Below are 12,650 nucleotides of genomic sequence, written 5' to 3'. Positions count from 1 at the left end.
GTAGGTACGAAAATGAAAACAGCTATTGTAACCGATAGTACGGCATATTTACCAAAACATGTTCGTGAAGAGTTAAATATACATATAATCCCGTTGAATGTTATTTTTGGGAATGATTCTTATCAAGAAGAGATTGAGATTACAGCTGAAGATTTTTATGTGAAAGTTCGTGAACAGGAAGAGCTGCCAAAGACATCTCAACCAGCTATCGGAAAGTTTATTACGTTATTTGAAGAGCTGGGCAAAGAATATGATGCAGTGATTAGCGTTCACCTTTCTAGCGGTATTAGTGGTACATACCAGACAGCAACGACAGCTGGCCAAATGGTAGACGGAGTAAAGGTATATACATACGACTCAGAAATTAGCTGTGAAGTGCAAGGATTTTATGCACGTGAAGGCGCAAAAATGGCGAGTGAAGGGAAAACGCCGGAAGAGATTATCGCTCGTTTTGATGAAATGAAGAAAACAGTGGATGCGTATTTCGTTGTAGATGATTTACATCATTTGCAGCGTGGAGGTCGGTTAAATAGCGCTCAAGCATTCATTGGAAGTTTATTACAAGTAAAACCGGTACTATATTTCCGGGATAAAGTAATTATTCCATTTGAAAAAATTCGTACGCGTAAAAAAGCATTAAAGCGTATTGTTGAAATTTTTGATGAACAAGCAAGTAAAGGTATGCCAATGGAAGCAGTTATCATTCATGCCAATCGGGAAGAAGAAGCAAAAGAATGGCAGCAAGAATTGAAAGAAGCATACCCGCATGTAGAAATTCGAATCAGTTATTTCGGAGCAGTAATTGGTACACACTTAGGAGAAGGTGCTCTTGGATTTGGATGGTATACGAAATGAAGTGAAACTTCCATCAGTGAGCGATTTTTTCACTGATGGAAAGCTCTCACCAATCGGGCTCTAACGTGCAGTTTGATTTTACGACAATGAATAGCAACCTACTGCCTGTTAGAGCGGGATAATGAAAAAAAGCTCTCTTTCATGTAGAGAGCTTTTTTGGTAAAAATATAAATAATAAAATCAGCTTGATTACTTACTTTTTATAAGAAACTATTTTATAATAGAGGAGAGGTGAAACATATGGAACATAATCCGTGTTTATGTCCGAAGTTCGAGTCTGCTTTTACACTGCTTAGTAAAAAGTGGACAGGGTTAATTATTAAATCACTGTTAGAAGAACCGAAACGATTTCGAGAAATTGCTGATATTATTCCAAATATGAGCGATCGTATGCTATCAGAGCGCTTAAAGGAATTAGAAAGTGAAGGAATTGTTGTACGTGACGTGTATCCGGAAGTGCCAGTTCGTATTGAATATGGTTTGACAGATAAAGGAAAAGCGTTAGAAAGTGTAATGGATGAAGTACAAAAATGGGCAGAGAAGTGGGTTCACTAATTGGACTTTTACTGTCCGAGAATAGTGGGATAAAAAAGTACAGGGAGATATTACTGTACTTTTTTTATTTTATAAAAGAGGAAAAATATGATAAAAATATTTCTTTTATATAAAAAATATTACGTAATTGTTACAAAAAATATTGTGTGTGTATTCTGAATGTAATATAATTTCTCTTGTGGAAATAAAAACTAAAATTAATTATTATTTGGGAGAAATGTAAGATGAAGAAAGTTATTTTACCAGTTTTAATGTCTGCAATGTTCATAGTTCCTGCAATTTCTCACGCTGAAGAAACAGTCGTTTCAAAAAATGATACGAACAATGCAGAGCAAGTTATAAAACAAACAGGTTGGATAAAAGAAGGAAGTACATGGTATTACTATGACCAACATGGTGTAAAGAAGACAGGTTGGTTATGTGATGGTGGAAAATGGTATTACTTTGATGAAGAAGGGAAAATGCAAATAGATTGGGTTAGGATTTATGGGAAAGACCACTTTTTTGACTACTATTTTGGAAATGATGGTGTAATGCGAACAGGATGGGCGCAGGATACAGATGACAAAAGCCGTTGGTATTACTTAAATGCAGATGGAGCAACATATACAGGTTGGTTACAGTATAATAATAAATGGTATTACATCCATAGAGGATTAATGCTAACTTCCATGCAACACGGTGAGTATTACCTTGGCGCAGATGGAACGATGCAAGTAGGTTGGGTACAAGATGGAGGGAAATGGTATTATTTCAATCCAGATGGTAAAGCAAGAGTAGGTTGGCTGCAATATAACAATAAATGGTATTATCTTGCTGAAACGGGCTATATGGTAAAAGGCGATTATCAAATTAATGGTAAATGGAATAAGTTCAATGAAGATGGCGTTTGGTTAGGGGAAGTAAAAGCTTAATAGATTAGTAAACTCTCTTGTGTGATAGCAAGAGAGTTTTGTTATGTTATAACAGATGACGTAAATGGGTTTTGTTATGCATCACATAATTGTAAAGCAAATGAAAGCGTACGACAATAGAGAGAAAAATATCGTTTTCATCCCCTATTTCTCTACAAAAAAGCACAATATTAGAATATAAGTGCCAAGAAATTACAAGCGCAATATTACATTTATTTTACAAAAGCGTAACATTGCTAAAAAACATTGGTAATTATGGTATAAATTTTATTAGATAAATTCGGGAAACCAAGAAAAAGAAAGCGGTGTAAAACAGAATGAAAAAATTAAAAATCGCATCTTGCGCATTAGCAGCAGGATTTATGATGTTTTCAGTAGTAACACCAAATGCATTTGCTGAGAAAATTGACGATGTAAAAACACAAATTCAACAACAAAATGACACTTTACATAAACAACAACAAGAACGTGATGATCTTCAAAAACAAATGGACGAATTAAAGAATACAATCCAAGGATTGGATAAGTCTGTTCAAGAGAACGAAGCTAAACTTGCTGAAACGGTGAAGCAAGTAGATGATACGCAAAAATTAATTGACAAAAAAAACACAGAGATTGCAGACTTACAAACGAAAATTGCACAGCGTGAAGAACTGTTGAAGAAGCGTTTAGTTGCTCTTCAAGAGAAACCAAACACGAACGTTGTAACGGAAGTAGTTGTAAATTCTAAGAGCCTTGCTGATTTAATCGATCGTTTAACTTCTGTTTCACAAATTCTTAATTCTGACCAAGATATTATGAAAATGCAACAAGCGGACCAAGATAAAGTGAAAAAAGATGTGGAAACTGTAAAAGCAAAACAAAAAGAATTAAAAGATACACAAGCGAAAATTGAAACTGCGAAACAAGAACTTGATGCTGAAAAAGCGAAAAAGCAAGCGGCGGTAGATGAGTTAAGTGCGAAAATGCAAACAGTTGTAAATGGAATGACTAGCACACAAGATCAATTGAAAGATCTAGAAAAACAAGCTCTATACTTACAAAGCTTAGCTGAGCAAGAAGCAAAACAACCAGCGCAACCAGCTCAACAACCAGCTCAACAATCAACAAATAATGGCGGCGGACAAGCTAAAGCTTCTTCTAATTCGAAACCAGCTCCTGCAGCACCAGCACAAGAAGCGACAGGCAGCGCGGATTCAAGTGTAATTGCAAAGGCGCAAAAATACCTTGGTATGCCATATGTTTGGGGTAGTGATAATCCATCTAACGGCGGATTTGACTGCAGTGGTTTCATTTCTTACATTTACGGTGTAGGTCGTCAAGATGTAGCTGGATATTGGAATTCTGTTCAGCGTGTTAGCAGCCCACAACCTGGTGATTTAGTATTCTTCCAAGGTACGTATAAAGCAGGTCCATCTCATATCGGTATTTATGTTGGTAACGGACAAATGATTCATGCTGGTGATAAAGGAATCGGATATTCTAACCTTAGCAGCAGTTATAACCAAGCACATTTCTTAGGTTACGGTAGATTCTAAGATTTGTAATTATATAAAATACGTGAATAAAGTCGATAGCTTACTATTTTAAGAGTAGGTTATCGGCTTTTTTGATTTTTTACAAACTCTTTCAAAGTTTTTATAGTAAAAAATAGAAAGGGGAGAGCAGGATGCTAGAAGGCCGGCAATTACTATTAGAGGAAGTATTGGTTTCGGAGAAAGAGCTTCATCAGTTAGAGCGAGAAGGTAACATTCGTTATGAGTACGGAATTGTAAAGAAAAACGCTCGTTATATGTGCCAGCGTTGCGGGAATAAAAAGCAGCGACTATTCTTTTCGTTTTTTTGCTATCGGTGTAATCAGGTTTGTACGTATTGCCGCAAGTGTATCATGATGGGGAGAGTGAGTGAATGTACGCAGCTTGTTCGCTGGATTGGTCCGATACAAAATGAGATAATGACCGGTTGTCTAGAATGGGAAGGCCAGTTATCGCAAGGACAACAAATGGCGGCGAACGGAATTGTAGATGCGGTGCAAAGGAAAGAATCCTTTTTTATATGGGCGGTATGCGGTGCAGGGAAAACAGAAATGTTATTTCATGGTATACAAGAAGCTTTAAGTAAAGGAGAACGTGTTTGTATTGCGACGCCGCGAACGGATGTTGTTCTTGAACTTTATCCCCGTTTACGGAAAGTGTTCCCATCTGTTTCAATTTGCGCATTATATGGTGGAAGTGACGACTTATATAAAGAGGGACAGCTCGTTATTTCGACAACCCATCAACTACTTCGTTATTACAGAGCGTTTGATGTCATGATTGTTGATGAAATTGATGCTTTTCCTTATTCTATGGATGAAACGCTGCAGTACGCGGTCATCTCTGCTAGTAAAGAACATGCTGCGTTTATTTATTTAACAGCCACTCCGTCTAAGGATTGGCAGCGAAAGCTTCGTAATGGAAAACAAAAAGGCGTGATTATTCCTGCGCGCTACCATCGTTATCCCCTACCTGTTCCTATTTTTCGCTGGTGTGGGAATTGGCGAAAATCCATCCAAAAGAAAAACTTACCTCCAATTATTCTGCAGTGGCTTCATATATATCTTCAAAAACAATATCCTATGTTTTTATTTGTTCCTCATGTTTGTTATGTAGAAGAAATTGTTTCTATTTTAAAATGTATTGATAATCGTATAGAAGGTGTGCATGCGGAAGATCCAAAACGAAAAGAAAAGGTGGCCTCATTTCGAAAGGGAGAGATTCCGTTATTAGTAACGACGACAATTTTAGAAAGAGGTGTTACCGTTTCGAATTTACAGGTGGCAGTGTTAGGAGCAGAAGAGCATGTTTTTTCAGAAAGTGCACTCGTTCAAATTGCAGGACGAGCGGGACGTAGTAGTCATGCTCCTGATGGTGATGTAGTCTATTTTCATTATGGAAAGACAGAGGCGATGGTTGCGGCAAAAAAACAAATTCAATCAATGAATAAACGAGCAAAGCAAGAAGGGTTGGTGGACTAATGCATTGCCTTCTTTGTGATGACGTTATCTCCGTTTTGCCGAGCTGGTACTCTTTTTTTGTTGAACAAGAAAAGAGATACGTATGCACATACTGTGAACAAAAGTTTTCTTATATTATAGGAGATATTTGTGCAGATTGCGGAAGGTCTTTTCAGTATCTATCGGATGAATATAAACAAGATAAATATTGTAAGGATTGTTTACGCTGGAAGCAGGATCCGCGTTTTCAGTATGTATATGTAAAAAATCGATCTGTCTATGTATATAATGATTGGATGAAAGAAGTGCTAACGCGCTTTAAATTTCGCGGTGACACAGCTCTTGTTCAAGTGTTTGCTTCTTCTTTTGCGAATGCTTTTCGGCAGTATTTTTCCCATTGTGATTGCATTGTCCCAATTCCGCTTAGCTTACAGCGAAAACACGAACGAGGGTTTAATCAAGCGGAATTGTTAGCGGCATGCTTATCTATTCCAATTGTGAAAACATCACTTATGCGAAGTGGTGCAGAAAAGCAAAGTAAGAAAACAAGAACAGAGCGTTTGCAGCGCCCTCGGCCCTTTTATTTTACAGAGGAAGAATCTTTTCAAGGAAAGGATATTCTTATAATTGATGACGTATATACAACTGGGATTACGGTGCGTCAAGCAGCGCAATGTTTTTATGAAAGGGGCGCAAAGAACGTTTCATCTTTGACACTTTGCCGCTAATTTTTTTAATGTCCGCCTTGTTAATATAGTTCAGCTCAAGTATCCTTTCGCGGTGTTTCAGAGTTTTTTCAATTTTTGTCGCCTCTAACTACAATAGATTTTAAATGCATAGTAGAGAAAATGAATATAGAAACTATGAATTTCGTGATAAAGTGAAACTTCCATCAGTGGGGGGCTTCATCCCCCACTGATGGAAAGCTCTCACCAATCGGGCGCATGCCAGCAGTTATCCCCCGCCTATCTTCTGTAGAAAAGCGGAAGCGGATCGCCCAGAATCGCAGGACGTTTGAGCGCCCGACAGATGCCTCGTCCGAGGGAGCGAAACGAACGAAGATTCTAGCCGCTAGAGCTGGACAATGACTTTCTCTGAATCTTGAGGTGGGGGTCTTACTGCCCGCGCATAGCGCGATAAATTGTTTTTGTATATTTTCTCAACGTGGATTGTTCACTTTTAAGAAGGTTTTTAAGAAATTGAGAAAGAATAGGTCCATCACCATTAAGTGCAGTTGCCAAACTGATGGTCATGCAGTTAGATAAAACACTCTAAAGTCTGAAAATTCAGTTAAATAAAAGTGGATTTTCTAACACATGTTCATCATTCACTCAACTACAAATTATGGGATGCACTGTAGAATAATATATTTGCATGAAGATGGTAAATGAAAAATAAACAAGGGGGCTGCTGTGTTGCGTAAGTTCAAACGTTCTCTCGCGTTACTGACAGTTTTTATTTTTGCTTTTTGTTCTTTTCATATTTCATCCGTTTTCGCTAGTTCTGTGCAAATATCTGGAGGGATTTTTCCGCCATCAGAATCGTTTACCCCTGGGAGTTGGTTTTTAGGGGCAACTCCTGAGCATGCTGAGAATAAACCACCTATCGTTTTCGTTCAAGGTAAGAATGGAACTGCTAAGGACTGGTACGGTGAAACCGTTTATCACGGTATGAATGATATGTATAACTACGCTTACAATGCAGGGTATCAAACGGTTTTCATTCAGTTGTATGATGCGGCTGGGAAGGGTTCGGCAAGTGAGTGGGATAATGGGCGTTTGTTAGCTTCTATGTTAGAGCAAATCTATAATCGTGTTGGTAAGAAGGTCAATATTGTCGCACACAGCAAAGGCGGACCTGACACGCAAGCAGCGCTCATTCACTATGGTGCAAGTCGCTTTGTTGGAAACGTAGTGACGCTCGCTTCCCCGCATTATGGCTCTAACTTAGCAGATTTGGCGTACAGTTGGTGGGCGGGATGGCTTGCTTCCCTGTTAGGGCAACGGGATGACGGCACGTACTCTTTGCAGACAGGAGAAATGGCGCAGTTTCGTAATATAACGGATAGCAATCCAAATGCTAAGTTGAACCATTATTATACGGTTGCTGGAACAAGTTGGGGACCTGCTTTCTCCGCGCTATCTATGGGCGGATTTTACCTCTCTTGGTATGGACCTAACGATGGGCTAGTCAATGAATGGAGCTCGAAGCTTCCGTATGGAACACATCTGTTCACGGATTCAAGCTTGGATCACGACAGCGTTCGAAAAGGATCAGCTGTATTTTCGCGGATTGAGCCCTATTTACGTAATACTTCTGCGATTGCTTCTATTGCAAACGAAAATATATTTGAAGAGTCACAAAAAAATCTGGCTGTTAATGCGAATCAAACGGTGTTAGGAGGACCGCTCACACCAAACAATTGGGTGGAACAAACCTTTGCGGTGGATACTGTAACAGATGGAAATATTTCTGTGTTGACCGCCTCTCCAGATGTACAGCTACAGCTTATCGCTCCCTCTGGTAAGGTGTACACAAATCAAAGCAGCAAAGCAGCGACGGGAGAAGAATATGCGTATTTTAGCGGAGCGACAATTCGAACATTCCAGGTTGATCAAATGGAAGTAGGAGAGTGGCGCTTAAAAATGATGTCACAAGCACAAAAAGATGCATATCTCATGCTGGTTAATTACAAACAGGCTGCACCGTTTACGTTAGATATGCCGGGTAAGGTTAAGAAAAACAAAGCGGAATTTAAATTAAAGCAATCTACAAAACGCTCCCAACATCAGGGTAACCTTTCCTTTGATGTACGCGTTGTAGATCGGGATGGGAATTTAGTATCGCACTCCAATAAGCTGCAACAGACAGATACAATCACATTCACGGGGAATTTGCCGGATGTCGCAAAATCCGGTGTGTATAATATGACGATTGATATTAAAGGGAAGAATAAAGATGGAAAAGCATATAATCGGACGATTGTGCGTTCTGTGTATATTGAGAAATAAGATATGTCGAAAGGTAAAATAAAAAGGCGACAAGTCTTCTTTGACTTTGTACTTTTCCATTCGTTATATTCAAAGTACGGTGTAGGTACCGTTATTTTAAGATTGAAGGGAATGGAAAGAACATGCAAGGAAAAGTAAAATGGTTTAATGCAGAAAAAGGTTTTGGATTTATTGAGCACGATGGCGGTGATGATGTTTTTGTTCATTTTTCTGCGATTCAGCATGACGGGTATAAAACATTAGAAGAAGGACAAAAAGTTGAATTTGATATTGTAGAAGGTGCGCGTGGTCCACAGGCAGCAAATGTTGTGAAGTTATAATTATATAATTGAAATATGGTGCAGCCTCAAAGACCAGCGTTTCACATAGGGAAGCCTCCGTTACTTATGTAACGGAGGCTTTATCATAAGATAAAACTTCTGTCAGTTATCTTCTTCGGATTCCTCACAATCTTTACTGCTCGTTCATGGGGGATAAAGAAAGAGTTGTCAAAAAGTTGTAGCATTTTTGTAACTGATTTTTCACAATTATATACGATAACTACGATATAAATAGGATAAAATAAGAATAGAAAAAGAGATTCCATTTCTTTTTCTACAAAAATCGATAAAAAAATATCGATTTTGTCAAAAAATTTAAAAATGAAAGAAGGGTTTTTGATACCTTTGTCGAAAACCTATACATAGGCTTGAAAGGAGGAGTTCATCTTATGAAATTTAACATTCGCGGTGAAAATATTGAAGTAACTCCAGCATTAAAGGAATATGTAGAGAAAAAGCTAAGTAAATTAGAGCGCTATTTCGATACTTTTCCAGAAATTAAGGTAAACTTAAAAGTGTACTCTGACAAGCAAAGGGTGGAAGTAACAATTCCGTTTCCGGATTTCTTACTACGCGCTGAAGAAACAAATAACGATATGTATGCTGCTATTGATTTAGTCGTAGATAAACTTGAACGACAAATCCGTAAGCATAAAACAAAAGTGAATCGTAAGTTACGTGAAAAAGGGTCTACAAAAACAATATTGATTCTTCCAGATCAACCAGCTGTACAAGAAGAGGTTTTTGAAGATGAATTAGAGCTTGTTCGTACAAAACGATTTGACTTAAAACCAATGGATGTAGAAGAAGCAATTCTACAAATGGATATGTTAGGTCATAACTTTTTCGTCTTTACAAATTCAGAAACAAATGAAACAAATGTTGTTTATGGACGTAAGGATGGAAAATACGGTTTAATTGAAACTAAATAATAATAATATAAGGAAAACGCAGCTGTAATGGCTGCGTTTTTTTTCAGGTTATGGGAAATGTTTTGAGTCGTATACTGTAAATTCGCCAATAAATGAACCCCGCTATTCGCGGACAGCGAGACCCCGCCTCAAGATCCAGGGAGAATCTTTGTCCAGTTCCAGTGGCTAGAATGTTCGGTGGCTTCGCGCCTTCCTCCGAGGCAAAATACGCATCTCTGTCAGGAGCTACATCCCCCTCACATTCTGGACGAGCTGCTTCCGCTTTTCTACAGAAGATAGGTGAGAGGGTTTTCATGAGGATGCGTTTGGCCGATTGTTGTCATAGATATAAAACAAGTGTTACAATTGTCAGTAGGTTTACACTTTTTTAAGTAAAAGAACCCTATTTTTTAGTAAAGTAATCAGATTGAGTATTATAGCGACCAATCGGTGAAAAGAGCAGTAACGAATAACACTGATGGAAGTTTTATTTTGATAAAAGAGGAGCGTATTCCCATGATCGGTATTTTAAAAAAGGTGTTTGATGGAAATGAACGTCACGTAAAACGTATGCAAAAAACCGTGGATCAAATCGAAGCATTAGCACCTCAAATGTCACCACTGACAGATGAACAATTAAAAGGAAAAACAGTCGAGTTTAAAGAGCGATTAACAAAAGGTGAAACAGTAGACGATTTACTGCCAGAAGCTTTTGCAGTTGTACGTGAAGCGGCAACACGTGTACTTGGCATGCGTCCATATCCTGTTCAGTTAATGGGTGGTATTGCCCTGCATGAAGGGAATATCTCTGAGATGAAGACAGGGGAAGGTAAAACGTTAACTTCTACATTACCAGTATATTTAAATGCTCTTGCAGGAAAAGGTGTTCACGTTGTTACAGTGAATGAATACTTAGCGCAGCGTGATGCAAATGAGATGGGGCAATTACATGAGTTTCTTGGTTTAACAGTTGGTATCAATTTAAATCATATGTCACGAGAAGAGAAGCAAGCCGCGTATGCTGCTGATATTACGTACAGTACGAATAATGAACTTGGCTTTGACTATTTACGTGATAATATGGTGCTTTATAAAGAACAACGCGTACAACGTTCACTTCACTTTGCCATTATCGATGAAGTAGATTCAATTTTAATTGATGAAGCACGTACGCCGCTTATTATTTCTGGACAAGCGCAAAAGTCTACGGAATTATATTTATTTGCAAATGCATTTGTTCGTACATTAACGAATGAAAAAGAATATACATTTGATGTGAAAACGAAAAATGTTATGTTGACAGAAGAAGGGATCAACAAAGCAGAAAAATCATTCCACATTGAAAATTTATTTGATTTAAAACATGTAGCGCTTCTTCACCATATTAACCAAGCGTTACGTGCTCATGTTGTGATGCAGCGTGATACAGATTATGTTGTACAAGAAGGCGAAATCGTAATTGTTGACCAATTTACAGGTCGTCTTATGAAAGGTCGCCGTTACAGTGAAGGATTGCACCAAGCAATCGAGGCAAAAGAGGGCGTAGAAATTCAAAATGAAAGTATGACGCTTGCAACAATTACATTCCAAAACTACTTCCGTATGTATGCGAAGCTTTCTGGGATGACAGGAACAGCGAAAACAGAAGAAGAGGAATTCCGTAACATCTATAATATGCAAGTTATCGTTATTCCAACGAATAAACCGATTGTTCGTGATGACCGTGCAGATTTAATTTTCAAAACGATGGAAGGGAAATTTAATGCGGTTGTAAATGATATTGTTGATCGTCATAAAAAAGGGCAGCCAGTTCTTGTTGGTACAGTAGCAATTGAAACGTCCGAGTTAATTTCGAAGATGTTAACGAGAAAAGGTGTGCGCCATAATGTCTTAAATGCGAAAAACCATGCACGCGAAGCGGAAATTATCGCTGAAGCAGGTCATCCAGGTGCAGTGACAATTGCAACGAACATGGCTGGACGTGGTACGGATATTAAACTTGCAGAAGGCGTACGTGAAAACGGTGGTTTATCTGTTATTGGTACAGAGCGTCATGAAAGCCGACGCATTGATAATCAGCTGCGCGGTCGTTCAGGACGTCAAGGAGATCCTGGTGTGACGCAGTTCTACTTATCAATGGAAGATGAACTGATGCGCCGCTTCGGTTCTGATAATATGAAAGCGATGATGGATCGTCTCGGTATGGATGATTCACAGCCAATCGAAAGTAAAATGGTATCTCGCGCTGTTGAATCTGCACAAAAACGAGTAGAAGGTAATAACTACGATGCTCGTAAACAGCTTCTTCAATACGACGATGTACTTCGTCAGCAGCGTGAAGTTATTTATAAGCAGCGTCAAGATGTAATGGAATCAGATAATCTGCGCGGCATTATTGAAGGAATGATGCATTCTACAGTAGAACGTGTTGTAGCTCTTCATACGCAAGAGGAATTAGAAGAAGAATGGAACATTGCTGGTCTTGTTGAATACTTAAATACAAGTCTTCTGCAAGACGGTGATATGAAAGAAGAAGAATTACGCCGCTTAGCGCCAGAAGAAATGATCGATAGCATTTTTGCGAAAGTGAAAGAGCGCTACGACGAGAAGGAAGCACAAATGCCGGAAGAACAAATACGTGAATTTGAAAAAGTAGTTGTATTCCGCGTTGTAGACTCGAAATGGATGGATCATATTGACGCGATGGATCACTTACGTGAAGGTATTCATTTACGTGCATATGGTCAAATCGATCCGCTTCGTGAATATCAAATGGAAGGCTTTGCGATGTTTGAAGCGATGATTGCCTCTATTGAAGAAGAGATTTCTCGTTATATTATGAAAGCAGAAATCGAACAAAACTTAGAACGTCAAGAAGTAGCGCAAGGAGAAGCGATTCATCCAAAAGATGGAGATGAAGCTGCGAAAAAGAAACCAGTTGTAAAAGGCGAACAAACAGGCCGTAACGACTTATGCAAATGTGGCAGCGGGAAAAAATACAAAAACTGCTGTGGAATCGGGAAATAAAGAAAAGCGGAAGCGGCTCGTTTAGAATGTGAGGAGGAAGGCGCGAAGCACCGAACATTCTA

Annotated in this window: 10 protein-coding genes; all 10 read left to right on the top strand. The window is 38.7% G+C overall.

What is annotated here, in order from left to right:
- Positions 1-12 precede the first annotated feature (12 nt).
- The 10 genes from AB1284_RS21235 to secA all read left to right on the top strand — a co-directional run bounded on the left by AB1284_RS21235 (position 13) and on the right by secA (position 12,588).
- A complete protein-coding gene (locus AB1284_RS21235) occupies positions 13-855 on the top strand; it encodes a DegV family protein (RefSeq protein ID WP_429753110.1) in 843 nt (280 codons plus the stop codon).
- A gap of 240 nt (positions 856-1,095) precedes the next feature.
- Positions 1,096-1,410, top strand: coding sequence for a winged helix-turn-helix transcriptional regulator (locus AB1284_RS21230; protein WP_336482275.1), 315 nt, complete (start codon positions 1,096-1,098; stop codon positions 1,408-1,410).
- A 224-nt stretch (positions 1,411-1,634) separates the two neighbouring features.
- Positions 1,635-2,324, top strand: coding sequence for a hypothetical protein (locus tag AB1284_RS21225; protein ID WP_429753111.1), 690 nt, complete (start codon positions 1,635-1,637; stop codon positions 2,322-2,324).
- Between the two features lie 317 nt (positions 2,325-2,641).
- The gene (locus AB1284_RS21220; protein WP_429753112.1) at positions 2,642-3,862 is read left to right on the top strand and encodes an NlpC/P60 family protein; all 1,221 of its coding nucleotides are present in this window, start codon (positions 2,642-2,644) and stop codon (positions 3,860-3,862) included.
- A 131-nt stretch (positions 3,863-3,993) separates the two neighbouring features.
- Positions 3,994-5,340, top strand: a complete 1,347-nt coding sequence (locus tag AB1284_RS21215; protein WP_429753113.1) for a DEAD/DEAH box helicase — start codon at positions 3,994-3,996, stop codon at positions 5,338-5,340.
- On the top strand, positions 5,340-6,047 hold the full coding sequence (locus AB1284_RS21210; RefSeq protein ID WP_429753114.1) for a ComF family protein: 708 nt from the start codon (positions 5,340-5,342) through the stop codon (positions 6,045-6,047). Before AB1284_RS21215 ends, AB1284_RS21210 begins: the two co-directional genes overlap by 1 nt.
- Before the next feature lie 753 nt (positions 6,048-6,800).
- A complete protein-coding gene (locus AB1284_RS21205) occupies positions 6,801-8,330 on the top strand; it encodes a lipase family alpha/beta hydrolase (protein WP_429754403.1) in 1,530 nt (509 codons plus the stop codon).
- 122 nt (positions 8,331-8,452) lie between these two features.
- Positions 8,453-8,650, top strand: a complete 198-nt coding sequence (cspD, locus tag AB1284_RS21200) for a cold-shock protein CspD (RefSeq protein ID WP_429753115.1) — start codon at positions 8,453-8,455, stop codon at positions 8,648-8,650.
- 389 nt (positions 8,651-9,039) lie between these two features.
- The gene (gene hpf / locus AB1284_RS21195; RefSeq protein WP_429753116.1) at positions 9,040-9,582 is read left to right on the top strand and encodes a ribosome hibernation-promoting factor, HPF/YfiA family; all 543 of its coding nucleotides are present in this window, start codon (positions 9,040-9,042) and stop codon (positions 9,580-9,582) included.
- Positions 9,583-10,077: 495 nt separating this feature from the next.
- The gene (gene secA, locus AB1284_RS21190; protein WP_429753117.1) at positions 10,078-12,588 is read left to right on the top strand and encodes a preprotein translocase subunit SecA; all 2,511 of its coding nucleotides are present in this window, start codon (positions 10,078-10,080) and stop codon (positions 12,586-12,588) included.
- Positions 12,589-12,650 lie beyond the last annotated feature (62 nt).

This window comes from Bacillus sp. S2(2024) (assembly GCF_050474045.1).
GTDB classification, from domain to species: domain Bacteria; phylum Bacillota; class Bacilli; order Bacillales; family Bacillaceae_G; genus Bacillus_A; species Bacillus_A yunxiaonensis.
Note: the sequence above shows the minus strand (reverse complement) of the source record. Positions and strands in the feature narration are given on the sequence as shown.

Coding starts and splice junctions, on each gene's coding strand:
- AB1284_RS21230 (WP_336482275.1), top strand. CDS start 1,096: ATGGAACATAATCCGTGTTTATGTCCGAAGTTCGAGTCTGCTTTTACA.
- secA (WP_429753117.1), top strand. CDS start 10,078: ATGATCGGTATTTTAAAAAAGGTGTTTGATGGAAATGAACGTCACGTA.
- hpf (WP_429753116.1), top strand. CDS start 9,040: ATGAAATTTAACATTCGCGGTGAAAATATTGAAGTAACTCCAGCATTA.
- cspD (WP_429753115.1), top strand. CDS start 8,453: ATGCAAGGAAAAGTAAAATGGTTTAATGCAGAAAAAGGTTTTGGATTT.
- AB1284_RS21220 (WP_429753112.1), top strand. CDS start 2,642: ATGAAAAAATTAAAAATCGCATCTTGCGCATTAGCAGCAGGATTTATG.
- AB1284_RS21215 (WP_429753113.1), top strand. CDS start 3,994: ATGCTAGAAGGCCGGCAATTACTATTAGAGGAAGTATTGGTTTCGGAG.
- AB1284_RS21235 (WP_429753110.1), top strand. CDS start 13: ATGAAAACAGCTATTGTAACCGATAGTACGGCATATTTACCAAAACAT.
- AB1284_RS21225 (WP_429753111.1), top strand. CDS start 1,635: ATGAAGAAAGTTATTTTACCAGTTTTAATGTCTGCAATGTTCATAGTT.
- AB1284_RS21210 (WP_429753114.1), top strand. CDS start 5,340: ATGCATTGCCTTCTTTGTGATGACGTTATCTCCGTTTTGCCGAGCTGG.